The sequence below is a fragment of the Azospirillum sp. A23 genome, from assembly GCF_042938965.1.
GTDB classification, from domain to species: Bacteria; Pseudomonadota; Alphaproteobacteria; order Azospirillales; family Azospirillaceae; genus Azospirillum; species Azospirillum melinis.
In genome coordinates, this window is sequence record NZ_CP170664.1 from 37,179 (window position 1) to 60,392 (window position 23,214).

Below are 23,214 nucleotides of genomic sequence, written 5' to 3' on the forward strand. Positions count from 1 at the left end.
GAATGCCGCTCGGGTGCATGACCGCACCCCCGCGACCTCGTCGCGTATCCGGATGGCGTCTGCCTGGATGCCCGTCCGGATGAAGGCCGGCCTTATCCCGGCTCCCTGCATGCCGGCCCGCAGCGGTCCCCTGTAACGAATTCGCCCGAAGCCCCGCCGGATCCCGCATCCGGCGGGGCTTCGGCAAGAACCGGGTGCGGCGGCGGGATTCCAAGCGTCCCCTGCCTCGGTCCTGGATGTTCTCCCCCGTTCATCCGGATCGGAACTCCGCTGCCGCACACGGCTTAAATCCAGTTTTTGCCCGGTTTTCGCGTGCCTGCCTATTCGTTGATCTGGGAGAGTGGGAGAAGCCTGCCTGATGGAATATTTTCTTCAGCAATTGATCAACGGCTTGTCGCTTGGAGCGATCTACGGCCTGATCGCGATCGGCTACACGATGGTGTACGGCATCATCGGGATGATCAACTTCGCCCATGGCGAGATTTACATGATCGGCTCCTTCGTGGCGCTGATCACCTTCCTGGCCATCGGCGCGCTCGGCATCACCTGGGTGCCGTTGGCGCTGCTGATCATGCTGCTCGCCTCCATGCTGTTCACCAGCGTCTATGGCTGGACGGTCGAGCGCATCGCCTATCGGCCGCTGCGCTCCTCGCCGCGGCTGGCGCCGCTGATCTCCGCCATCGGCATGTCGATCTTCCTGCAGAACTACATCCAGATCCTCCAGGGCGCCCGCTCCAAGCCGCTGCAGCCCATCCTGCCCGGCAACCTCACCCTGATGGACGGCGCCGTCTCCGTCAGCTACGTGCGCCTCGCCACCATCATCATCACGCTGGTCCTCATGGTCGGCTTCACCATGCTGATCAACCGCACCTCGCTGGGACGCGCCCAGCGCGCCTGCGAGCAGGACAAGAAGATGGCCGGCCTGCTCGGCGTCAACGTCGACCGCGTCATCTCGTTGACCTTCGTCATGGGCGCCGCGCTCGCCGCCGTCGCCGGCATGATGGTGCTGCTGATCTATGGCGTCATCGACTTCTACATCGGCTTCCTGGCCGGGGTGAAAAGCTTCACCGCCGCCGTGCTCGGCGGGGTCGGCTCGCTGCCCGGCGCCATGCTCGGCGGCGTGGTCATCGGCCTGATCGAGGCCTTCTGGTCCGGCTATGTCGGCTCCGAATGGAAGGACGTCGCAACCTTCTCCATCCTCGTCCTCGTCCTGATCTTCCGGCCCACCGGCCTGCTCGGCCGGCCCGAGATCGAGAAGGTGTAAGCGCCATGACCACCCATTCCAACACCGTCTCATCCGGCGCACGCACCGCACCGCGCGGCGTCGACTGGGCCGCCACCATCAAGGACGCCGGCCTCGCCGCCTTCGTGGCATTGCTGTTGACCGTGCCGCTGGTCGGCCTGCGCACCGTCGACCGCCCCACTGGCCTCGGCATCGAAGCCCGGCCGGAGGAGGTGGTCGCCTCCCTCCTGCTGGTCTTCCTCGGCCGCCTCGGGCTCGGGCTGATCCGCCAGGGCATGGCGCTGCCGGTGCTGGTCCTGGCGCTCCTTTGCGCCGGCGTCGGGCTGGTGCTGCCGATGCCGACCCAGGTGCTGCGCCTGGTGCTGGTGCTGGGCGGCGGCGTCATCGCGCTGCGCGCCGCCATGACGGTCGCCACCGGCCGCTCCAAGCTGTCCCAGGCCGACCGCGACAAGCGCATGGACCGCGTCGCCGCCAAGGTGCAGCACGCCAGCAAATACATCGGCCCGGTCGCCGTGGTCTTCGCCGCCATCCTGCCGATGACGCCGCTGGCCGACCGCATGCTGCTGGACATCGGCATCCTGCTGCTGACCTACATCATGCTGGGCTGGGGCCTGAACATCGTCGTCGGCCTCGCCGGCCTGCTCGACCTCGGCTATGTCGCCTTCTACGCCGTCGGCGCCTATTCCTACGCGCTGCTCGCCCATTACTTCGGCCTCAGCTTCTGGCTCTGCCTGCCGCTGGCGGGCCTGCTCGCCGCCTGCTCGGGCGTGCTGCTGGGATTCCCCGTCCTGCGGCTGCGCGGCGACTATTTCGCCATCGTGACCTTGGGCTTCGGCGAGATCATCCGCATCATCCTGGTCAACTGGTACCAGTTCACCGGCGGCCCGAACGGCATCTCCGGCATCCCGCGGCCGAGCTTCTTCGGCATCGCCGACTTCTCCCGCACGCCCTCCGAGGGCATGGCCGCCTTCCACGAGCTGTTCGGGCTGGAGTTCTCGCCGCTCCACCGCATCGTCTTCCTCTACTACCTCATCCTGGCGCTCGCGCTGGTGGTGAACCTGTTCACGCTCAGGGTGCGCAAGCTGCCGCTGGGCCGGGCCTGGGAAGCACTGCGCGAGGACGACATCGCCTGCGCGTCGCTCGGCATCAACCGCACCAACATGAAGCTGGCGGCCTTCGCCATCGCGGCGATGTTCGGCGGCTTCGCCGGCTCCTTCTTCGCCACGCGCCAGGGCTTCATCAGCCCGGAGAGCTTCACCTTCATCGAGTCGGCGATCATCCTGGCCATCGTGGTGCTGGGCGGCATGGGCAGCCAGATCGGCGTGGTGGTCGCCACCCTGCTGGTGATCGGCCTGCCCGAAGCGTTCCGCGAGCTGGCCGACTACCGCATGCTGGCGTTTGGCGCCGGCATGGTGGTGATCATGCTGTGGCGTCCGCGCGGCCTGCTGGCCCACCGCGACCCGACCATCCTCCTGCACGCCAACTCCCATGGGGCCAAGAAGCCCGCCGCGGGAGCCGTGAAATGAGCGCCGTCATGACTGAAAAGCCGCTTCTCAGCGTCGAACACCTGACCATGCGCTTCGGCGGTCTGGTGGCGAACAACGACGTGTCGTTCGAGGCGCGGGCGGGCGAGATCACCGCGCTGATCGGCCCGAACGGCGCCGGCAAGACGACGCTGTTCAACTGCGTCACCGGCTTCTACACGCCCACCGTGGGGCGGCTGACGCTACGTCATCCCGCCGGCAAGGAGTTCCTGCTGGAGCGGATGCCGGGCTACCGCATCGCCCAGCTGGCGGGTGTGGCGCGCACCTTCCAGAACATCCGGCTGTTCAGCGGCATGAGCGTTCTGGAGAACCTGATCGTCGCCCAGCACAACAAGCTGATGCGGGCGTCCGGCTTCGCCATCGCCGGCCTGCTCGGCCTGCCCGGCTTCCGCAAGGCCGAGCATGAGGCGGTGGAGCTGGCGAAATACTGGCTGGACCGGGTCCGCCTGACCGAGTTCGCCGACTGGGAGGCCGGCAATCTGCCCTACGGCGCCCAGCGCCGTCTGGAGATCGCGCGGGCGATGTGCACCGAGCCGGTGCTGCTGTGCCTGGACGAGCCGGCGGCCGGCCTGAACCCGCGCGAGTCGGGGGAGCTGGCCGAGATCCTGACCTTCATCCGCGACGTGCAGACGCCGCAGGGCCACCGCACCGGCGTGTTGCTGATCGAGCATGACATGAGCGTGGTGATGCGCATTTCCGACCATGTGGTGGTGCTGGACTATGGCCGGAAGATTTCCGACGGCACACCGGAGCATGTGAAGAACGACCCGGCGGTGATCCGCGCCTATCTGGGCGAGGACGAGGACGAGGCGCTGCCGCCGGAGGTCGCCGCCGACCTGAACATCGCGCCCACCGCCGGCCAGAAGGGAGCCTGAGCCATGCTGAAGGTATCGGGCGTCCACACCTTCTACGGCGCCATCGAGGCGCTGAAGGGGATCGACATCGAGATCGGCGCCGGCGAGATCGTCTCGCTGATCGGCGCCAACGGGGCGGGCAAGTCGACGCTGCTGATGACGATCTGCGGCAGTCCGCGGGCGCGCCAGGGCCGGGTGTTCTTCGAGGGCGAGGACATCACCGACCTCCCCACCCACGAGATCGTGCGGCGCGGCATCGCGCAGAGCCCGGAAGGCCGACGCATCTTCCCGCGCATGACGGTGCTGGAGAATCTCCAGATGGGCTCCATCGTGGCGCAGCCCGGCAGCTTCGAGCGCGAGCTTGAGCGGGTGTTGACGCTGTTCCCGCGGCTGAAGGAGCGCATCAACCAGCGCGCCGGGACGATGTCGGGCGGCGAGCAGCAGATGCTGGCGATCGGGCGGGCCTTGATGAGCCAGCCGCGTCTTCTGCTGCTGGACGAGCCGTCGCTGGGACTGGCGCCGCTGATCGTGAAGCAGATCTTCCAGGTGATCCAGGAGATCAACCGGGAACAGAAGATGACGGTGTTCATGGTGGAGCAGAACGCCTTCCATGCGCTGAAGCTGGCGCACCGGGCCTATGTGATGGTGACGGGGAAGATCACGATGACGGGGACCGGGGCGCAGCTTCTGGCCGACCCGGAGGTCCGCGCGGCCTATCTGGAAGGGGGACACTGAGATGGAAACGATCCTCGGCTCTTCGCTTCCGGTGTTCGTGTTCCTGACGCTTCTGGTGTTCGGCGGCTGCGGGGTTCTGACCGGGCAGACGTTGGCGGAAGGCTGGAAGCCGGTCTCCAGCGTGCTGGCCTATTCGCTGTTGCTGGGGGTGGGCGACCGCTTCCTGGCCTGGGGCCTGTTCGGCGAGCAGCTTCTGTCGCTGTGGGGCTTCATCGTCCACACCGTCGTGATCGGGCTGATCACGCTCACCGCACACCGCATCGCCATCGCTCGCCGCATGGTCAACCAGTATCCGTGGTTGTACGAGACTGCCGGCCCCTTCGGCTGGCGGGAGCGCAACCCGGCCCGCGGCTGAAGCGGTTCCGAAAAAGCACGGCAGAAAAAGAATTGAAGCCGGATTTGTAAAACTTCCGGCACGAAAAGGCGCCGCTTCGTCCAAGCGACGGCGGCGCCTTCACTTTGTCCGAGCCGGACCACGACTTTGGGATTGCCGCGACAACTGGCAATCTTCCGAAAGTCAGAGAAGAAGATCATGGTGCAGACCATGATGTGCTGTTACAATATCATTTAAATTTTGCAATTCGTTGACGCTTTTATGGCGGACGCCGGCCTTGCCGGCGGTGCTTCGCCGTGCCCTGCGTCGTGCCTCCATGGGTGCCTTGACGGGTGCCTCCATGGCCGGCGGCCGGGCGGGAAGCGGAGGCGGCACGGGAAGGGGCAAGAGCATGGCAGTGGACAAGGCGGCCGCATCCCGGCCGCGACGGTTCTGGAGCGTGGGACGGAAGGTGACGGCGGCCTTCGTCGCGGCCATCGTCGGCGGCTTCATCGTCATCATGGGGCTCCAGGCCAAGATGCAGTATGACGACGCGGTGCGGCTCGCCACGCACGACGCCCGCGTCAAGACGGACATGCTGGCCAACGCCACCAAGACCAGCTTCGTCGCCGGCGACGGCGCCTCCATCGAGACGGAGTTCATGCCGCTGGCCGACAGCGGCGAGGTCCAGCTCGCTTCGCTGCGGGCGGCGACTGCCGCCGGCACGCTCGCCGACTTCTCCAACCAGCGCTTCGCCAAATACGATCTCAGGGCCGACCAGGATCTGGTCGAGGCGGTGCTGGCCGGCAAGGGCGCGCAGACCCGCCCGGCCAACGGCCACATCGTGGTGACGGTGCCGGTGGTGACCGGCAAGAGCAACCGGCTGGTCGGCGCCCTCCAGATCGCCTGGAGCCTGGACCAGCAGGTCGACGCCATCGCCGCCCAGATGCGCAACCAGATCGCCATCTGCCTGATCGCACTGGTGGTGCAGATCGCCCTGCTGAACGTCCTGCTCGGCCGCATCGTCATCCGCCCGCTGCGCGCCATGTCGGCGGCGATGGCGAAGCTGGCCGACGGCGACACCGCGGTGGAGGTGCCCGGCAACGGCCGTTCCGACGAGATCGGCGCCATGGCCGGCTCGGTCACCGTCTTCCGCGACAATGCCCGCGCCATCGAGCGCATGCACGCGGCCCAGGCCGAAGCCGACGCCAAGGCGGAAGCGGCCAAGCGCGCAGCATTGCTCGACCTCGCCGACCGTTTCCAGGGCACGGTGAAGCGTCTGGTCGAGGGCATCGCCGAGTCGGCCTCCGGCATGGCCGACAGCGCCGACCGCATGGCCGCGGTGGTGGGCGAGGCGACCAGCCAGACCCGCAACGTCGCCCGCGAATCCGACGACATCCAGTCCAACGTCCGCTCCGCCGCGGCGGCGGCGACCGAACTCGCCAGCTCCATCGGCGGCATTTCCGATCAGGTCGGCCATTCCGCCCGCATCGCCGGCGAGGCGGTGTCGCACACCGACCGCACCAACGCCACCGTCCAGGGTCTGATCGCCAACGCCGAGCGCATCGGTCAGGTGATCGGGCTGATCCACGCCATCGCCAAGCAGACCAACCTGCTGGCGCTGAATGCCACCATCGAGGCGGCGCGGGCGGGCGAAGCCGGCAAGGGCTTCGCCGTGGTGGCGACCGAGGTGAAGGGGCTGGCCGACCAGACCGCCAAGGCCACCGACGAGATCGCCGCCCAGGTGAACGCCATGCAGTCGGTGACCCGTGAGGCCGCCGACGCCATCGGCGCCATCGGTTCGACCATCACCGAAATCGACGGCATTTCCGGCACCATCACCCAGTCGGTGCAGGAACAGAACGCCGCCACCCAGGAGATCGCGCGGGCGGTGGAGATGGCGGCACTCGGCACCCAGGACGTGTCGGCCACCATCGCCGCCCTGGCCCAGACGGCGGAGAGCGCCGGCAGCACCGCGCTCGGCGTCCAGGACGCCGCCCGCGGCCTGTCCGGCCAGACCCGCGCCCTGGCGACCGAGGTGGAGCGCTTCCTGACCGAGGTGCGCCAGCAGGCGAACGGAGACGTGAGAGCGGCGTAAGGTCCCTGACGGCGGGGCTCACCCCAGCAGCAGGAACCCCGCTCCGGTGCCGATCAGGGCGCCCGCCCACAACAGGTCGAAATTCACCCAGCCGCGGCGCAGGATGCCGAGCCCGACGGTCTCGAAGACCGCCAGCCCGATGACGGCGATCACCGTCAGCATCGCCGCCATATGCACCAGAACCACCGCCAGCCCGGCCGCCGCCGATCCCAGTGCGGCGACCGGGCCGGTCATCTCCGCCCCCGGTCCGCACAGAGACAGCGCCATCAGCTGCGCCGGCGCCAGCATGCCCAGCAGCAGGGGCAGGATCATCAGCCCGGCCCCGTGGGCCGACGCCATCAGGAAGGACCAGAGCGTCAGCCCGGCAAAGCCGGTGCGCATGCCGACCCGCAGCCGGTGGCGGTATCCGCGCACAAGCCGGTAGAGGCCGAAGCCGATCAGGAGGGCGGGCGTGACGAGCCTCAGCGGAGCCGTCGTGACGACCAGCTGCATGATGGCGAAGCCCGCCACCACCACCAGCACCGACAGGGCGTGGCCCAGCGCGATGGGGGGCAGAGCCCTGATGACGGCGCCCCGCCGCCCTTCCTGAAGACCGAGAGCCACGGCGAAGAGCCATCCCATCGCCGGGTTCACTCCATGAAAGGCGCCGAGCCCGGCCAGCGCCAGCCATTGCCAGGGGTCATCCATGGAGAAGCGTCCCTCAGACGGCGGTCATGGATAGCAGTAGGAATCCGAAGAGGCGTCGCCGCCTTCCAGCCGGATCTGGTGACCGCGGAACTCGTCGTCGAAGCGCAGGAAGAACCGCTCGTCGATGGTCAGGCCGCCGTCGGGATCGGCATCGAGCTTGACCATCCAGCTCTTGATGCCGTCCGGGTAGAACTGGTCGTCCCAGCTCCGGTACAGCGAGTTGGTGAAGTAGACCCGCTTGCCGTCACGGCTGACCTCGACCATCTGCGGGCCGCCGTTGAGGGTGCCGCCATCGGCATCGCCGCCGGGATGGCGGCTGCGCCCGACGATCCCTCCCAACCGCACCGAGCCGGTCAGCCTGGGCTGGAACGGATCGGAGACGTCGTACCGCCGCATCTCCCCCGTGCCCCAGCAGGACACGTAGAGCCAGCGGTCGTCCAGCGACAGGTCGATGTCGGTGACGAGCGGCGGCACCGCCTTGAAGCCCTTGAGCAGCGGCGGCAGCTGATCCGGGTCCGCCGGTTCGGCCGGGATGTCGATCACCTTCCGCATGGCCCACCGGCCGGACCTGCTGCCGTCAGCCTCGCGATGCCAAAGCCAGATCGACGAGGACAGGTCGGACAGGTTTACCACGGCATTCATGAACCCATGGGCCCTGGTCGGGTCGTGGGCCGGCCGCAGTTCGAGCGCCAGCTGGTACTCCGGCCCCAAATCGATGGTCTGCCGGTGCCGGCGCTTGCGCAGATCCCAGAAATGGACCTGATGGCCGTATTTCGCACCGAGCAGCAGTTCGGGGTTCAGCCCGCCCTCGATCATGTCGGGCGTGCCCCATTCGCTGGTGATCATCGTATCCTGTGCGAGATGCCACCACACATCGTAGGCCAGGAACTGCGGGCCGCGGTCGATCTCCCACTGGCCGAGCACCTCGAAGGTTTCGTGGTCCATCAGGAAGACGCCGCCCGGCCCGCCGCCATCGCCCTTCCCGTTGCCGAGCGCGCTGACATAGATGCCTTCCGGTCCGCAATGCAGCGTGTGCGGGCGGGAATAATTGGCGCGCGCCGCGAGTTCCTCGGGCTCGATGACCTTGACGATTTTGGGGTTGGCCGGATCGGGCTTGGTGTCCAGGATGTGGATGCGCGACGACCGCAGCCCGGGCACGATCAGGTACCGCCGCTCCACATGCGGATGCGGGGCGTAGGGGCACAGGGCGGAACTGCAGGCGTTCCAGCCGAAATGGTGCAGCTCGTCACCGGCATTCGGCATGTCGACCCGTCGAAGGAGCCGGCCGTAGCTGGCCGAGGATGGATCGACATCGACCACCCCCAGCGCATCCGGCCCCCCTGCGACATTCAGCATCGCCACATAGGCCAGCCGCTCCGGAGCGGCCTGCATCGCCATGCGTGGCGAGGGGTAGAAACTGGGATCAGGAGTCCAGGTTGCCATGGAAATTCCTCCCAAACCGGCATGCGCCGAATTGGAAAGGATATCTCAGCCTTGACAGACACAGGCTGAGGAAAACGGGGAGCATTGTCTATATACCGAGGCGACAATCACCCCAATTCCGAAGTAGGTTTCGGAGCGGACCAGCCAAGCTCCCGGAGCGCCCGGCGTACAATGGAAAAATTCCCGCCTCGGGATGAAGGAAGCCGGTATCGGCCGAGAACAGGAGTTTGCTCCGGGAATCCGCAACCACACCGATTCCCGCAACGTCCCCGCACATCTGCCGCATCGCGATGGCTTCCCTCCCCTCCCCGGCACCGGGCGGATTTGCGATCCGTCCGATGCCGCCGGCAACGCATGCGTTGGCGCGAGAGGCGGGAAAGGGGATGGATTTTCCGCTTAGAAGAACGCCTGCAGGCCCGTCTGCGCCCGGCCCAGGATCAGGGCATGGACATCGTGGGTGCCTTCGTAGGTGTTCACCGTCTCCAGGTTCACCATATGGCGGATGACCTGGAATTCCTCGGAGATGCCGTTGCCGCCGTGCATGTCGCGGGCGACGCGGGCGATGTCGAGCGCCTTGCCGCAATTGTTGCGCTTGATCAGCGAGATGGCTTCCGGCGACCAGCTGCCGTCGTCCATCATGCGGCCGACGCGCAGGCAGGCCTGGAGGCCCAGCGTGATCTCCGTCATCATGTCGGCCAGCTTCTTCTGGACCAGCTGGGTCTGGGCCAGCGGACGGCCGAACTGCTTGCGGTCCAGCGTGTACTGGCGGGCGGCGTGCCAGCAGAACTCCGCGGCCCCCAGCACGCCCCAGGCGATGCCGTAGCGCGCCTTGTTCAGGCAGCCGAACGGACCGCCCAGGCCCGACACGTTGGGCAGCAGGTTCTCGTCGGGGACGAAGGCCTCGTCCAGCACGATCTCGCCGGTGACGGACGAGCGCAGCGACAGCTTGCCCTCGATCTTCGGCGTCGAGAAGCCCTTGGTCCCGCGCTCGACCACGAAGCCCTTGATCTTGTTGTCATGGGCGTCCGACTTCGCCCAGACGACGGCGAGGTCGGCGATGGGGGAGTTGGTGATCCACATCTTGGAGCCCGACAGCAGATAACCGCCGTCGACCTTGGTGGCGCGGGTCTTCATGCCGCCGGGGTCGGAGCCGTGGTCCGGCTCGGTCAGGCCGAAGCAGCCGATCAGCTCGCCGGTGGCCAGACGCGGCAGCCACTTCTTCTTCTGCTCCTCGCTGCCGTACGAATAGATCGGGTGCATGACCAGCGAGGACTGCACCGACATGGCGGAGCGGTAGCCGCTGTCCACCCGCTCGACCTCGCGGGCGACCAGGCCGTAGGCGACGTGGCTGACGCCCGGCCCGCCATACTCCTCCGGAATGGTCGGACCGAGCAGGCCCAGCTCGCCCATCTCGGTCATGATCTCGCGGTCGAACCGCTCCTCGCGGAAGGCGGAGATGACACGGGGCTGCAACCGGTCCTGGCAGTAGGCGCGGGCGCTGTCGCGCACCAGCTTCTCATCCTCGGTCAGCTGGGATTCAAGGAGGAAGGCGTCGTCCCACTGGATGCTCTGCACGGTGCGTCTCCTGGTCGTGTCACAGGGCGGTTGATCCGCCGGTCATCGATGGGCCGCCGTCCAAACGGCTGGTCATCGGCCAGCCATCGATTGAAACGCACTCTGCCGCGCCGGCGCCATAGCTGCAAACACATATTTTCTATCATAGCCATAACGTTCCTATATGGCTCAAAAGAAACAGTCGCTATGTCGCACGGTTCCATAAAAGTTTTAACGTGAAGCTTACCATTTCCTATGCAATTTTGCCGACGGCACCGTAACCGCCCCCTACCCAACGGACACCCCGCACGTGTTTGCTGCATTGCAACCAATAACCGCTTTCGCCGGTTTTCCCCTGTTGCTGGGCCTTGCTTTGCTTACGCTTCTGCACGAAGACGTTGCAATTGCGGTTGGAGCGAGCCTCGTCAGCGTCGGCACCGTCAGCATCGGCGTGACCGCCATCACGCTGCTGTGTGGGATTGTTATCGGCGATTTGTTCATTTATGTCCTTGGACTATTGTCCCTGCGGATCAGTTGGATCCGGCGGCGGACCGAAGGTCCTATGCTTGAACGCTGCCGCGGAGCCTTGCAGAGGAACCTGTTGCCGACCTTGGTGACTTGCCGGCTGGTTCCCGGCGTCTTGTTCCCGACCTACTTCGCCTGCGGCGTGATGCGGGTGCCGTTCCTGCGCTTCATCGCCATCACGCTGGCGACCGCCGGGGTGCATGTCGGGCTGCTGCTGACGCTGATGACCTCGTCGCTCGAAGCGGCGGCGATCCAGGTGCAGGTGATCGGCATCGGCTGCGCCGCGCTGCTGATGATCCTGCGCACCAAGCGGGCGCAGTCCGTCGTCCGCGCGCTGTTCGCCCGCATCCGGGCGGTGCTGGAACCGCTGCTGCCCGAGGCCCTGCGCGACGCGCTGCACGGCAGCCCGACCCCGCGCGCCATCGCCCTGCCCGGCCTGCCGGTGGTGCCGGCCGGTGCCCCCACCATCGGCTGGGCGGAGCGCATCCCGCCGCTGCTGTTCTACATCCCGCTGGTGGCGCAGTGGCTGGCGCTCGGCGTCCGCTACCGCAGCCTGTCGCTGCCGACCGCCGCCAACCCGTCCATCGAGGCGGGCGGGCTGCTCGGCGAATCGAAGATCGCCTGCATGGACCTGATCGGGCCGGAGGCGCGCCGATGGGCGGCGAAGTCCGTCGCCCTGGTCAACCGCCCGTCGCTGACCCCGGCGCAGCTGGAGTCGCTGGCATCGGGCGCCGGCCTGTCCTTCCCGCTGGTCGCCAAGCCGGACATCGGCTGGCGCGGCATCGGCGTGCGGCTGGTGCGCGACGCCGCCGATCTCCGCACCTATCTCCACGGCTTCCCGGCCGACGTCCGGCTGATCCTGCAGGAGCATGTGCCTTATGCCGGCGAGGCCGGCATCTTCTATGTCCGCAAGCCGGGGGAACGGCACGGGCGCATCTTCTCCATGACCTTCCGCTATTACCCGCATGTGGTGGGCGACGGCCGCTCCACCCTGCGCCAGCTGATCGCCGCCGATCCGCGCGCCTCCTGGAAGGCCGAGCTGCACCACGAGGCGCTGGCCGACCGGCTGGACGAGGTGCCGGAAGCCGGGCGCACGGTGCGGCTGTCGCTGGTCGGCAGCAGCCGGGTCGGCGGCCTCTACAAGGATGCCTGCGGCCATGTCACCGCGACGCTGACCGCGCGCTTCGACGAGATCGCCGACCAGATGCCGGGCTTCCATTTCGGCCGCTTCGACGTGCGCTTCGCCTCGGTGGAGCGGCTGGCGGTGGGCGAGGATTTCCGCATCATCGAGGTGAACGGCGCCGGGGCCGAGGCCATCCACATGTGGGACCCGGAATTCAGGCTGGGCGACGCCTACGCCACCCTGTTCCACCAGCAGGCGCTGATGTTCGAGGTGGCGGACGCCTGCCGGTCCGCCGGGGCGCAGCCGCTGACCGCGCTGGAATTGGTACGCTATCAGCGCCGCCAGCAGACCTTGCTTCCGCTCTATCCCGCCTCCAACTGAACGGGCGTGCGCATCGCCGCACGCCAATCGGTTGGAGACGAGATGCGCGGCAGCCTGACCCATCTGCGCAACCGCCCGTCACTGAGCGGGGCGCTGGCCGTAGCATTGCTGGCCGGGGGCCTCGCCGCCGTCTGGCTGCGCCCCACCACCGCGGTGCTGACCGGCTGGGATTGCGGGGTCGCCGCCTACATCCTGCTGGCCGGCATCCTGATGAGCCGGGCCACGGTGGCGTCGATGCGCCGGCGGGCCAGGCTGCTCGACCCCGGCAAATGGGGGGTGCTGGCCGGGGCGGTGCTGGCCTCGCTCGCGGCGCTGGTCGCCATCGTGGCGGAGCTGGTGTCGGCCAAGGGCTCCCCGCACGAAGGGATGGCGGCGGTGCTGTCGGGGGTGACGGTCCTGCTGTCCTGGGGCTTCCTGCATGTCTTCTTCGCCCAGCATTACGCCCATGATTATTGGCTGGGCGGGCAGTCGGGCCAGGACCGCAGCCTGGATTTTCCCGGCAACGACGCGCCGGATTACCTGGAGTTCCTCTATTTCAGCTTCACCGTCGGCATGACCGCGCAGGTGTCCGACGTGACCACCCGCGGCGCCGGCATGCGCCGTCTGGTGCTGATGCACGGCGCGCTCTCCTTCCTGTTCAACACCGCGGTGCTGGCGCTGGGCGTCAATCTGGCCGCCGGACTGGTCAGCTAGGGGCGGTTCAGGCTCCCTCTCCCGCCCTGGGAGAGGGATGGGGCCCATGCGCAGCATGGGAAGGGTGAGGGGTGATCCAAGGATCAGGAATCCATGTCCGAATAACCCCTCACCCTCCCCACTTCGTGGGCCCCCTCCCTCTCCCGGGGCGGGAGAGGGCGTTTATCGCCATACGCGATAGACCTGCCTCGAACAGTAGGAACCCCTTCCCGGCCGCGCGATCTACGCTACTCTCATCGGATCGAACGCCACGCTTCGCGACGCAAGGCCATGCCGACCCCTCCGTTCCCCGCCCGTGCCTTTTCCTTGCGTCTCCGCTGGCCGGCCCGGCTCCGGGCGGCGACGCTGATTTTGCTGCTGGGGCTGCTGTCGCTCGGCTTGGCGTTCGCCGAGGCGTCGGCCCAGACCGCGGCACAGCCTCCCGCCCAAACCACCGCCCCACCCCCCGCTGCCACACCCGCGGCGCCCGCCCCGACCGGCACCGCACCGCCCACACCCGCACCGCCCTCCGCAGCCGCCAGCGCGGCCGACGGCATGATGATGCTGATGCTCAGCGAGGGGCGCGACCGCATGGCGGGGTTCCGCGGCAAGCTTGCCAAGCGGCTGCGCGCCACGCCCGCGATCCCGTCGGCCATCGTCGCCACCCTGAAGGCCCAGAGCCCGACCGGCGAGCCCGCCTATTTCCTGCAAGTCATCGCCCTGACCTTCGCCCTGATGGCGGCCGGCCATGGCGTGCAGCATCTCGTCTATCAGCGGCCGGTCGCCCGCCGCCTGCTGCCGCCGCCGGCCGAGCCGAGGCCGGGCGGCTCCATACTGGCCGCCCGCTTTCCCCGTCTGGTGGCGCACGCGCTGCTGACGCTGGTCGGCATGCTGCTTGCCACGCTGATCGCCTTCGGGCTCGCCACCGCGCTGGTGCCGGAGCCGACGCCGATGACCGAGAAGACGGTCATCCTCGCCGGGGCCGGCTATCTGCTGGTCTGGGCCATCGCCCTGTTCTGGCGGCTGGTGATGCCGCCCGGGGCGGCGGCGGATGCCGGCGTGGCCCCGGCGGTGCGCCGGCTGCGGCGCGACCTGACCGCCAGCGGCGCCGTGGGCGTCGCCCTGATGATCGGCACCATCTGGCTGGAGGCGCTGGGCATGCCCTACGACCCGCACGCGGTGCTGGTCGCGCTGTTCGGGCTGCTCACCGTGCTGGCGACGGTCGGCGCGCTCTATGCCAACCGCCGGACGGTCGAGCGCGCCTTCCTGGCCGGGCGACCGGCGACGACAGTGGCGCCGCTGGAACGGCTGACCCTGCGCCTGTGGTTTCCGGCGGTCCTGGTTTATTTCGCCTATGCCCTGGCGACGCTGGTCAACCGCCTGATCCTGGGCTGGCCGACCGAACTGCCGCTGCTGCTCGGCGCCTATGCCGTCGCCGCGGCGATCCTGGCCGTCTATGCCACCGTCACCTATGCCACCGAATGGCTGTTCCACCATCGCCGCACCCTGTGGCGGCCGTTGGAGGAAAGCCGGGAGGGAGCGCCGGACGGCGACGGCCAATTCCCCGACACTCCCAGGCCCGCCACCCTCGACAGTTACGAGGCGCTGGCCCGGCGGGTGGCGGGCATCCTCGCCGCCGCCGCCGGGGTGGCGGTGACCCTGTCGGTGTGGAACATCCCGCGCATGCACGGCGATGCGGCGGACAAGCTCATCAGCATCATGACGGTCTGCCTGATCGGCTACGTCGCCTATCACGGCGTCCGCATCTGGATCGACCGCCGGATCGCCGAGGAGGGGCCCACCCCCGGCGTCATTCCCGGCGACGAGGGAAGCGGCCACGGCTCGGCCAGCCGGCTGGCGACGCTGCTGCCACTCGTGCGCAACTTCATCCTGCTGTCGATTATCGGCGCCATCCTGCTCAGCGTCCTGATGGATCTCGGCGTCAACATCGCACCGCTGTTCGCCGGGGCGGGTGTGGCCGGCATCGCCATCGGCTTCGGCGCGCAGACGCTGATCCGCGACATCTTCTCCGGCGCCTTCTTCCTGATCGACGACGCCTTCCGCAAGGGCGAATACATCGAGATCGGCGCCATCCGCGGCACGGTGGAGAAGATCTCTGTGCGTTCGATGCAGCTGCGCCATCATCGCGGCCCGCTGCACACCGTCCCCTTCGGCGAGATCCACCAGCTGACCAACTATTCGCGCGACTGGGTGATCATGAAGCTGCCGCTGCGCATCACCTACGACACCGACGTCGAGAAGGTGCGCAAGCACATCAAGCAGCTGGGCCAGATGCTGCTCGACGACCCCGATCTGGGGCCGAAATTCCTCCAGCCGCTGAAATCGCAGGGCGTCATCCAGATGGAGGACTCCGCGATGATCCTCCGCGTCAAGTTCATGACCCGGCCCGGCGACCAGTGGGAGATCCGCAAGCGGGTCTATCAGGAACTCAACGCCCTGTTCCGCCGCGAGGGCATCCGCTTCGCCAATCGCGAGGTGACGGTCCGCTTCGCCGGCGAGGCGACAGCGACCAGCCGCAGCGGCGATCCCACTGGCGGCGATCCGGTGACGATGCAGATCGGCGAGGAGGAACGCACCCTGGCCGCCGGCGCCGTCCTGCACGCGCTGGGCGAGGACATGCCGGACGCCAAGCCCGCAGCCGGACGGCGCCTGAAACCTTAAACGCTCTCCCCGCTGCCGCGCAGGACTTCCAGGAAGCGGTCCAGCACCAGATTGGGCTGGGCCCCCTTCTTGGTCACCACCTGGAACTCCAGGGCATGGCGGTAGGTGCCGGGCAGCAGCGCCCGCATCATGCCGCGCTCGACCCATTGCCGCGCGTAATGGATGGGCAGGAAGCCGACATAGCATCCGGTCAGGATCAGGAACGCCACCCCCTCGCGGTCGGTGGCCGTCGCGGTGTTGTTCAGCTCATGGGGAAGCTGCGCCTGGGTCGGCGCCACCGCGTCGGCCGCTTCGACATCCTCCCGCGTCACAGCCCCCTCGGGACGGTCGAACAGCGGATGGCCATCGCCGCAATAAAGCAGCGATTCCTCGCTGTAGAGCGGCAGGCCGGCCAGCCCCGGCAGGCCGCGGCGGACCGGGACGACGCCGACATGCAGCTGCCCGTCCAGCACGCCGCGCTCGATCTCGTTGGGCGGGATCATGCGGATGTTGACCCGGACCTCCGGCGCCAGCTGCTTCAGGCCGCGCAGCGCGTGGGTCACCCGCATCTGCGGCATGGTGACGAGGTTGTCGGTGATGCCGATGTTCAATTCGCCGCGCAGCCGGCGATGGACCGTGTTGATCTCGCTGCGGAAACTCTCGGTGCTGGCGAGCAGGCGCAAGCTCGCCTCATAGGCCAGCCGCCCCTCCTCCGTCAGCCGGAAGCCCGCCCGCCCGCGCCAGCACAGCGTCAGGCCGAGCCGGCGCTCCAGATCGGCCATATGCTGGCTGATCGCGGCGCGGCTGATGTTCAGCTCCACCTCGGCGGCGGAGAAGCCGCCGCACTCCACCACCGTCCGGAACACGCGCAGCAGACGGATGTCGGCATCGCTGATCGGGGCCATCGACCGGGCCGGCTTGCTCATACTGGTGCCTGGGAAAGTTAAGCGGGAAAGTTAAGCGAATGGTTACGTGAAGTTCTTCCACTTTGGATTTGATGGCAACCGGGAACCGCTCACACTGGCTGCCGAACGCGCCCCTGACAATGCGCCCCCCCAATCGAACCGGGAGAACAGCGGATGGCCCCCCTCGACAACGATCACGCCCACGCCAGTGCTCATGCCCTTGGCACGGCTGCCGGACTGACGCGCGAGGAGCTTGACGCGCACTGGATGCCCTTCACCGCCAACCGCGAGTTCAAGAAGAACCCGCGCATCATGACGAAGGCGGAGGGCGCCTGGTACTGGGACGCGCAGGGCCGCAAGATCTATGACAGCCTGTCCGGCCTGTGGTGCAGCGGCGCCGGCCATTGCCGCCGCGAGATCGCCGACGCGGTGGCGCAGCAGATCGCCACGCTCGACTACAGTCCGGCCTTCCAGCACGGCCACACCGCCGCCTTCAAGCTGGCGCACAAGCTGGCCTCGATGACGCCGGCCGGGTTGGATCATGTCTTCTTCGTCAATTCCGGGTCGGAGGCCGCCGACACCTCGCTGAAGATGGCGCGGGCCTATTGGCGGATGAAGGGGCAGCCGGCCAAGACCAAGCTGATCGGCCGGGTGAAGGGCTATCACGGCGTCAATTTCGGCGGCACCAGCCTGGGCGGCATCGTCGGCAACCGCAAGCTGTTCGGCACCGGCGTCGATGCCGACCATTTGCCGCACACCCTGCTGCCGCAGAACCTGTTCACCAAGGGCATGCCGGACGAGGGCGCCCATCTGGCCGACGCGCTGGAGGATCTGGTGGCTCTGCACGACGCCTCCAACATCGCCGCGGTGGTGGTGGAGCCGATGGCCGGGTCGGCCGGCGTGCTGCCGCCGCCCAAGGGCTATCTCCAGCGCCTGCGCGAGATCTGCACCAAGCACGGCATCCTGCTGATCTTCGACGAGGTCATCACCGGTTTCGGCCGCATGGGCACCGCCTTCGGCGCCGATTATTTCGGCGTGGTCCCCGACATCATGAACGTCGCCAAGGGCCTGACCAACGGTGCGGTGCCGATGGGTGCCGTGGTCGCCAGCCGCGAGATCTACCAGACCTTCATGGACAATGGCGGCCCTGAGTATCTGGTGGAGTTCCCGCACGGCTACACCTATTCCGCCCACCCGGTCGCCTGCGCCGCCGGTCTGGCCGCGCTGGAGCTGTTCGAGCGCGAGAAGCTGGCCGACAAGGCCGCGGCGCTGATGCCGCATTTCGAAGGGCTGATCCACGGGCTGAAGGGGCTGAAGAACGTCGCCGATATCCGCAACTGCGGCCTTGCCGGCGCCGTCACCATCGCAGCCCTGCCCGGCGAGCCGGCCCGCCGGCCCTACGAGATCGCCATGAAGTGCTGGGACGCCGGCTATTACGTGCGCTACGGCGGCGACACCCTCCAGTTCGGCCCGCATTTCATCAGCGAGCGCGAGGATCTCGACCGGCTGTTCAACGTCGTCGCCGACGCGATCCAGGCGACCGCGTAACGGCGCGCCATCGGCGCGGCCCCCCTCTCCCGCAAGGCGGGGAAAGGGGGGCCGCGCACTCCGCACATCGAAATCTCCCCAGGAACCGCTCCATGCCCATCGTTCCGCACCTGATCGGCGGCAAGACCGACGCCCCGGCCGACAGCCGCACCGCCGACATCGTCAATCCCGCCACCGGCGAGATCGCCGGTCAGGTGGCGCTCGCCAGCCGCAAGACGGTCGAGGAGGCGATATCCGCCGCCGAGGCCGCCTTCCCGGCCTGGCGCGCGACGCCGCCGGCCAAGCGCGCCCGCGTCATGTTCCGCTTCAAGCAGTTGCTGGAGGAGAATGCGCAGCGCGTCTGCGCCCTGATCACGGCGGAGCACGGCAAGGTGCTGGACGACGCCTTCGGCGAGCTGACCCGCGGCATCGAGAATGTCGAATATGCCTGCGGCGTGCCGGAGCTGCTGAAGGGCGAGTTCTCCAAGAATGTCGGCCCCAGCATCGACAGCTGGTCGGAATTCCAGCCGCTGGGCGTCGTCGCCGGCATCACGCCCTTCAATTTCCCGGCGATGGTCCCGCTGTGGATGTACCCCATCGCCATCGCCTGCGGGAACACCTTCATCCTCAAGCCGTCGGAGCGCGACCCGAGTGCGGCGCTCTATGTCGCCCAGCTGGCTGAGGAGGCCGGCCTGCCGCCGGGCGTGCTGAACGTCGTCAACGGCGACAAGGAGGCGGTGGACACGCTGCTGACCGACCCGCGGGTGCAGGGCGTCAGCTTCGTCGGCTCCACCCCCATCGCCGAATATGTCTATGCGACCGCCACCGCTCATGGAAAGCGGGTGCAGGCGCTGGGCGGGGCCAAGAACCACGCCATCGTCATGCCCGACGCGGACCTCGACAACGCGGTCAGCGCGCTGATGGGGGCGGCCTACGGCTCCTGCGGCGAGCGCTGCATGGCGATCTCCGTCGTCGTCGCGGTGGGCGACGAGGTGGCCGACCGGCTGCGGGACAAGCTGTCGGTGGCGCTCCGCGACCTCAAGGTCGGCGCCGGCACGTCCGCCGGCTGCGAGATGGGGCCGCTGGTCACCCGCGCCCATTACGAGAAGGTGAAGGCCTACGTCGACCAGGGCGTCGCCGAGGGCGCCGAGCTGGCGGTGGACGGCCGCGGGCTGGTGGTGCCCGGCCATGAGAACGGCAATTTCCTGGGCGGCTGCCTGTTCGACCGCGTCACCCCGGACATGACCATCTACCGGGAGGAGATCTTCGGCCCGGTCCTCTGCCTCGTCCGCGTCAAGACGATGCAGGAGGGCATGGACCTGATCGACGCCCACGAATACGGCAACGGCACCTGCCTGTTCACCCGCGACGGCGAGGCCGCCCGCTATTTCAGCGACATGATCAAGGTCGGCATGGTCGGCATCAACGTGCCGCTGCCGGTTCCGGTCGCCTATCACAGCTTCGGCGGCTGGAAGCGGTCGCTGTTCGGCGATCTGTCGGCCTACGGTCCGGACGGCGTGCGCTTCTACACCCGCCGCAAGACCGTGACCCAGCGCTGGCCGACCGGCGGCGTCCGCGAAGGCGCCCAGTTCGCCTTCCCGTCGATGAAGTAAAGATCCGTCAGTAATATGGAGCGGCGGCGGGACGCCGCCCCGCCGCCGCTCCACCACCGGTGACTCTACCGCCGATGACTTTGCGGCTTCACCGCGCGGGTTTCGCCCCCGCCAGGATCAGGTCGAGGCCGGCAAGGAACGCCTCCCGCTCGTCATGCGTCCGCACCTGCTCCGCAAGCAGGTGAACGAACGGGTATTCCCCAGGATCGCGCCGGGTCCAGCGCTCGACGATTGCAGCGAGGATGGCCGGCCGCTCCGACGCGCAGAACTTGTGGCGCGCCGCAGCCGCGGTCTGCGCGGCGGTGCCCAGGAGATACTGGACGAACGCCGACACGCAGTGGAAGAGCGACGCGCGCGGAACGCCCAACAGATCGAACTGCGCGCTGCTGCGCTCGAAAACCTCCACCATGGCCGGCTGCCACGGCTCCCTGGCGAGCTGGGTGCCGACCCATGGATGCGCCTCGATGGCGTCGAAGACGCTCAAGGCGATGGCGCGCAGGGCGTCCGCCGGATCGGACCCGCCCGCGGTTTCGGCCAACGCACGGGACAGCACGGTCTCGGTTGCCGCGGAGAGCAGCGCGTCCTTGTCCGGGATATGCCAGTAGATCGCCCCGCTTCCGGTCGACAGCCGGTTTGCCAGCGCGCGGAAGGTCAAGGCGCGCTCCCCCTCTCCATCGAGAAGCCCGATGGCGGATGCAACGATCCGCTCCTTGGAAAGCGCATCCTCCCGCCGCTCGGGAGTCTTGGGTCTTGGTTCCATGCCTCATCTTGACATGATTGGAACAACGTTCCAATGAATAGTCATGGAACGCCGTTCCAGAGCAAGGAGAGAGCGCAATGGAGCAAGCCGTCGTCATCATCGGCGCTGGATTGGGTGGACTGACGCTGGCCCGTGTCCTCCATGTCCATGGCATCCCCTCAATCGTCTACGAGGCGGAGGCCGGGGCGGAAAGCCGGACCCAGGGCGGCCAGCTCGACATCCACGACCACAACGGCCAGCGCGCACTCGCAGCCGCCGGCCTCACCGAGGCGTTCCGGTCGATCATTCACGAGGGCGCCGAAGCGACGCGCGTGCTGGACCGCACCGGCACCGTGCTCCTCGACCTCCCCGACGACGGACAGAACCGGCGCCCCGAAGTCCTGCGCGGCGATCTGCGCAGGCTGCTCCTCGATTCCCTGCCGGAGGGCACGGTGCGGTGGGGCAGGAAACTCGCCGGCGCCTCGTCCCTCGGCGATGGGCGGCACGAGGTCCTGTTCGCGGATGGAAGCACCGCGACCGCCGGCCTTCTCGTCGGGGCGGACGGTGCATGGTCCAGGGTGAGGCCGCTGCTGTCCGATGCCACGCCCCGCTATGCCGGCGCGACCTTCATCGAGACGTACCTGCACGATGTGGACAGCCGGCATCCCCGGTCCGCGGCGGCGGTCGGCGCCGGAGCGATGTTCGTCCCGGCACCGGGCAGAGCCATCTTCGCCCACCGGGAGGCCGGAGACGTGCTGCATGTCTATGTGGAGCTGAAGCGGCCGGCGGAGTGGTTCTCCGGGATCGACTTTGACGATCCGGCGGCGAAGGGCCTTGTCGCGGCGGAGTTCGACGGCTGGGCGCCGGAGCTGACCGCCCTCATCACCGGGAGCGACACGCCGCTGGTTCCCCGCATGGTCCACACGCTTCCCATCGGACACCGATGGCGGCGGGTTCCCGGCGTGACGCTGCTGGGAGATGCCGCGCATCTGATGCCGCCGTCCGGCGAAGGTGCCAATCTGGCGATGCTGGACGGCGCCGAACTGGCCGGCGCCCTGGTTCGGCATGCCGGGGATGTCGAGGCGGCGCTTGCCGCCTATGAGGAGCCGATGTTCGCCCGCGCCGCCCAGGAGGCCGTGGACGCCCATCGGATGCTGGAGTTCTGCCTGGGGGACGATGCGCCGTCGGGCTTCATCGACATGATGAGGAGCGTGTCGGAACCGGATATGCGGCCATCGTGATGGGAAGCAGGCTTACGGTTCGTTTCAGAGGCCGGCCGGCCGGCCCGGCCGCTGCCGCCACAGCTTGACGGCGCAGACGGCCAGCGGCACCGACAGGGTCGCCCAGCACAGCCAGTCCCACACGCCGTCGCCCAGGATGGCGGCCGCCAGCCCGACGACGGACAGCACGGCCAGCGCGGCCGGAATGCGCCAAACCCCGCTCATGCCTTGCTCCCCAGCTTGGCGCCCGATGCATTTCTGTCCGATGCCGACCGCGCCCGCGGCCGTTTCAGCCAGACGACGAAGCCGGTCACCGTCACCACGCCGGTGACGATGGTGAACAGCGCCCAGATGATCTGCAACGGCAGCCCGCCGTAATCGCCGAAATGGAACGGCCCCGACAGCATCAGCACCGTCATGTACCAGGGCGTGCCGGCCGCCTCGGCGACCACGCCGGTCTCGGCATCGACCAGGGCGACGCTGAGCAGCCGCTGCGTCAATTCGGTGTGGCCGCGCACCAGCACGCTGAAATGGCGGCTGCCGGCATATTCGTTGCCGGGATAGGCGATGAAGGCCAGATCCTTGCCAGGGAAGGCGGCCAGCCCGGCCGCGGCCACTTGGTCGATGGGCACCGCCGGTCCGGTCATCGGCTCCGGATGGCGGGCGGTCATCGCCGCCAGCTCGGTCTTCTGCCAATAGCCGGTGATCAGCGGCGAGAAGGACAGGATGGCGCCGGTCAGCCCGACGACAAAGGCCCAGACCAGCGTCGCCACGCCGAACAGGTTGTGCAGGTCGATGTTGCCGATCCGCGTCCCACGCCCGAAGCGCAGGATGCCGAAGGCCAGCTTCTTCATGAAGGGGCCGTAGACCACCAGCCCGCTGACCGTGCTGACCACGAACAGCAGCCCCATCACCCCGACGAACATCTGGCCGGCGAAGCCGGTGAACAGGTCGACATGCAGCTTCAAAAGGAAGCCGACCAGCGTCTCCTCCGGCTGCTTCAGCATCTGGTTGGCGCCGGTGAAGCCGTTCAGCACCACCCAGCGGCCCAGATCGAAGCCGCGCTCCTCCGGCGGGCCCAGGTAGATGTAGTTGACCGCCTTGTCCTCCGGATCGAAGGACAGCAGCTTGGGCACCAGCGCCGGGTCGGCCTTCTGCGCGATGTCGACCAGCGACTGGAGCGGCAGGCGGGCCTGCCCCTCCGTGTAGCTGCTGTCCAACTCCTCCCCCATCAGATGCTGGATCTCGTGGTGGAACACCAGGATCAGCCCGGTCACGCAGAGGATCAGCAGGTTCGCCGAGCAGATCAGGCTGGTCCAGCGGTGGACGAGGCGCCAGCCCCGCAGGCTCGCAGGCGTCATGACGGCTTCCTTTGCC

The 23,214-nt window shown here is 68.0% G+C and carries 19 protein-coding genes; 12 read left to right on the forward strand and 7 right to left on the reverse strand.

Features of this window, described 5'->3' with window-relative positions; translation table 11 throughout:
* Positions 1-358: 358 nt before the first annotated feature.
* From ABNQ40_RS05620 to ABNQ40_RS05645, 6 genes are all read left to right on the forward strand, one after another.
* Positions 359-1,264, forward strand: a complete 906-nt coding sequence (locus ABNQ40_RS05620; RefSeq protein ID WP_109491242.1) for a branched-chain amino acid ABC transporter permease LivH — start codon at positions 359-361, stop codon at positions 1,262-1,264.
* A gap of 5 nt (positions 1,265-1,269) precedes the next feature.
* Positions 1,270-2,769 carry a high-affinity branched-chain amino acid ABC transporter permease LivM gene (gene livM, locus ABNQ40_RS05625; RefSeq protein WP_391345762.1) on the forward strand — a complete coding sequence of 500 codons (1,500 nt, stop codon included), beginning with the start codon at positions 1,270-1,272 and terminating at the stop codon, positions 2,767-2,769.
* Positions 2,766-3,662 (forward strand): ABC transporter ATP-binding protein, encoded by an 897-nt coding sequence (locus ABNQ40_RS05630; RefSeq protein ID WP_109047231.1) that lies wholly within the window; start codon positions 2,766-2,768, stop codon positions 3,660-3,662. The genes livM and ABNQ40_RS05630 overlap by 4 nt, the downstream gene beginning before the upstream one ends.
* A 3-nt stretch (positions 3,663-3,665) precedes the next feature.
* A complete protein-coding gene (locus ABNQ40_RS05635; protein ID WP_014189439.1) occupies positions 3,666-4,376 on the forward strand; it encodes an ABC transporter ATP-binding protein in 711 nt (236 codons plus the stop codon).
* A gap of 1 nt (position 4,377) precedes the next feature.
* On the forward strand, positions 4,378-4,731 hold the full coding sequence (locus tag ABNQ40_RS05640; RefSeq protein WP_391345764.1) for a DUF6867 family protein: 354 nt from the start codon (positions 4,378-4,380) through the stop codon (positions 4,729-4,731).
* A gap of 370 nt (positions 4,732-5,101) precedes the next feature.
* Positions 5,102-6,787 carry a methyl-accepting chemotaxis protein gene (locus tag ABNQ40_RS05645; protein WP_109048506.1) on the forward strand — a complete coding sequence of 562 codons (1,686 nt, stop codon included), beginning with the start codon at positions 5,102-5,104 and terminating at the stop codon, positions 6,785-6,787.
* Positions 6,788-6,805: 18 nt separating this feature from the next.
* On the opposite strand, the gene ABNQ40_RS05650 is transcribed toward ABNQ40_RS05645, so the two are convergent.
* The 3 genes from ABNQ40_RS05650 to ABNQ40_RS05660 all read right to left on the reverse strand — a co-directional run bounded on the left by ABNQ40_RS05650 (position 6,806) and on the right by ABNQ40_RS05660 (position 10,492).
* A complete protein-coding gene (locus ABNQ40_RS05650) occupies positions 6,806-7,474 on the reverse strand; it encodes a hypothetical protein (protein ID WP_109048507.1) in 669 nt (222 codons plus the stop codon).
* Positions 7,475-7,498: 24 nt separating this feature from the next.
* Positions 7,499-8,917, reverse strand: coding sequence for a selenium-binding protein SBP56-related protein (locus tag ABNQ40_RS05655; RefSeq protein ID WP_109048508.1), 1,419 nt, complete (start codon positions 8,915-8,917; stop codon positions 7,499-7,501).
* Positions 8,918-9,313: 396 nt separating this feature from the next.
* Positions 9,314-10,492 carry an acyl-CoA dehydrogenase gene (locus ABNQ40_RS05660; protein WP_098735821.1) on the reverse strand — a complete coding sequence of 393 codons (1,179 nt, stop codon included), beginning with the start codon at positions 10,490-10,492 and terminating at the stop codon, positions 9,314-9,316.
* Positions 10,493-10,781: 289 nt separating this feature from the next.
* On the opposite strand from ABNQ40_RS05660, the gene ABNQ40_RS05665 reads away from it, so the two are divergent.
* The 3 genes from ABNQ40_RS05665 (at position 10,782) to ABNQ40_RS05675 (ending at position 15,854) form a co-directional block, all read left to right on the forward strand.
* Entirely contained in the window at positions 10,782-12,500 is a 1,719-nt protein-coding gene (locus ABNQ40_RS05665) for a VTT domain-containing protein (protein WP_109048509.1), read from the forward strand.
* Positions 12,501-12,542: 42 nt separating this feature from the next.
* Positions 12,543-13,193: a DUF1345 domain-containing protein gene (locus ABNQ40_RS05670; RefSeq protein WP_109048510.1), complete on the forward strand. Its 651-nt coding sequence runs from the start codon at positions 12,543-12,545 to the stop codon at positions 13,191-13,193.
* 270 nt (positions 13,194-13,463) lie between these two features.
* Positions 13,464-15,854: a mechanosensitive ion channel family protein gene (locus ABNQ40_RS05675; protein WP_109048511.1), complete on the forward strand. Its 2,391-nt coding sequence runs from the start codon at positions 13,464-13,466 to the stop codon at positions 15,852-15,854.
* On the opposite strand, the gene ABNQ40_RS05680 is transcribed toward ABNQ40_RS05675, so the two are convergent.
* On the reverse strand, positions 15,851-16,759 hold the full coding sequence (locus ABNQ40_RS05680) for a LysR family transcriptional regulator (protein ID WP_109048512.1): 909 nt from the start codon (positions 16,757-16,759) through the stop codon (positions 15,851-15,853). The genes ABNQ40_RS05675 and ABNQ40_RS05680 overlap by 4 nt on opposite strands.
* Before the next feature lie 153 nt (positions 16,760-16,912).
* Here ABNQ40_RS05680 and ABNQ40_RS05685 point away from each other — a divergent pair, with 153 nt between their 5' ends.
* The gene (locus tag ABNQ40_RS05685; RefSeq protein ID WP_109048513.1) at positions 16,913-18,286 is read left to right on the forward strand and encodes an aspartate aminotransferase family protein; all 1,374 of its coding nucleotides are present in this window, start codon (positions 16,913-16,915) and stop codon (positions 18,284-18,286) included.
* Positions 18,287-18,378: 92 nt separating this feature from the next.
* On the forward strand, positions 18,379-19,878 hold the full coding sequence (locus ABNQ40_RS05690) for a CoA-acylating methylmalonate-semialdehyde dehydrogenase (RefSeq protein WP_109048514.1): 1,500 nt from the start codon (positions 18,379-18,381) through the stop codon (positions 19,876-19,878).
* Positions 19,879-19,966: 88 nt separating this feature from the next.
* Here the strand turns inward: ABNQ40_RS05690 and ABNQ40_RS05695 are convergent, their stop codons facing one another.
* Positions 19,967-20,638: a TetR/AcrR family transcriptional regulator gene (locus ABNQ40_RS05695; RefSeq protein ID WP_109048515.1), complete on the reverse strand. Its 672-nt coding sequence runs from the start codon at positions 20,636-20,638 to the stop codon at positions 19,967-19,969.
* 77 nt (positions 20,639-20,715) lie between these two features.
* Here ABNQ40_RS05695 and ABNQ40_RS05700 point away from each other — a divergent pair, with 77 nt between their 5' ends.
* The gene (locus tag ABNQ40_RS05700; protein WP_109048516.1) at positions 20,716-21,858 is read left to right on the forward strand and encodes an NAD(P)/FAD-dependent oxidoreductase; all 1,143 of its coding nucleotides are present in this window, start codon (positions 20,716-20,718) and stop codon (positions 21,856-21,858) included.
* Between the two features lie 24 nt (positions 21,859-21,882).
* Here ABNQ40_RS05700 and ABNQ40_RS05705 read toward each other — a convergent pair whose 3' ends face one another.
* Entirely contained in the window at positions 21,883-22,062 is a 180-nt protein-coding gene (locus ABNQ40_RS05705; RefSeq protein WP_109048517.1) for a hypothetical protein, read from the reverse strand.
* The gene (locus ABNQ40_RS05710; RefSeq protein ID WP_109048518.1) at positions 22,059-23,198 is read right to left on the reverse strand and encodes a PepSY domain-containing protein; all 1,140 of its coding nucleotides are present in this window, start codon (positions 23,196-23,198) and stop codon (positions 22,059-22,061) included. The genes ABNQ40_RS05705 and ABNQ40_RS05710 overlap by 4 nt, the downstream gene beginning before the upstream one ends.
* Positions 23,199-23,214: the final 16 nt, after the last annotated feature.

Coding starts and splice junctions, on each gene's coding strand:
- ABNQ40_RS05630 (WP_109047231.1), top strand. CDS start 2,766: ATGAGCGCCGTCATGACTGAAAAGCCGCTTCTCAGCGTCGAACACCTG.
- ABNQ40_RS05700 (WP_109048516.1), top strand. CDS start 20,716: ATGGAGCAAGCCGTCGTCATCATCGGCGCTGGATTGGGTGGACTGACG.
- ABNQ40_RS05680 (WP_109048512.1), bottom strand. CDS start 16,759: ATGAGCAAGCCGGCCCGGTCGATGGCCCCGATCAGCGATGCCGACATC.
- ABNQ40_RS05710 (WP_109048518.1), bottom strand. CDS start 23,198: ATGACGCCTGCGAGCCTGCGGGGCTGGCGCCTCGTCCACCGCTGGACC.
- ABNQ40_RS05670 (WP_109048510.1), top strand. CDS start 12,543: ATGCGCGGCAGCCTGACCCATCTGCGCAACCGCCCGTCACTGAGCGGG.
- ABNQ40_RS05695 (WP_109048515.1), bottom strand. CDS start 20,638: ATGGAACCAAGACCCAAGACTCCCGAGCGGCGGGAGGATGCGCTTTCC.
- ABNQ40_RS05685 (WP_109048513.1), top strand. CDS start 16,913: ATGGCCCCCCTCGACAACGATCACGCCCACGCCAGTGCTCATGCCCTT.
- ABNQ40_RS05645 (WP_109048506.1), top strand. CDS start 5,102: ATGGCAGTGGACAAGGCGGCCGCATCCCGGCCGCGACGGTTCTGGAGC.
- ABNQ40_RS05705 (WP_109048517.1), bottom strand. CDS start 22,062: ATGAGCGGGGTTTGGCGCATTCCGGCCGCGCTGGCCGTGCTGTCCGTC.
- ABNQ40_RS05620 (WP_109491242.1), top strand. CDS start 359: ATGGAATATTTTCTTCAGCAATTGATCAACGGCTTGTCGCTTGGAGCG.
- ABNQ40_RS05675 (WP_109048511.1), top strand. CDS start 13,464: ATGCCGACCCCTCCGTTCCCCGCCCGTGCCTTTTCCTTGCGTCTCCGC.
- ABNQ40_RS05640 (WP_391345764.1), top strand. CDS start 4,378: ATGGAAACGATCCTCGGCTCTTCGCTTCCGGTGTTCGTGTTCCTGACG.
- ABNQ40_RS05650 (WP_109048507.1), bottom strand. CDS start 7,474: ATGGATGACCCCTGGCAATGGCTGGCGCTGGCCGGGCTCGGCGCCTTT.
- livM (WP_391345762.1), top strand. CDS start 1,270: ATGACCACCCATTCCAACACCGTCTCATCCGGCGCACGCACCGCACCG.
- ABNQ40_RS05635 (WP_014189439.1), top strand. CDS start 3,666: ATGCTGAAGGTATCGGGCGTCCACACCTTCTACGGCGCCATCGAGGCG.
- ABNQ40_RS05655 (WP_109048508.1), bottom strand. CDS start 8,917: ATGGCAACCTGGACTCCTGATCCCAGTTTCTACCCCTCGCCACGCATG.
- ABNQ40_RS05690 (WP_109048514.1), top strand. CDS start 18,379: ATGCCCATCGTTCCGCACCTGATCGGCGGCAAGACCGACGCCCCGGCC.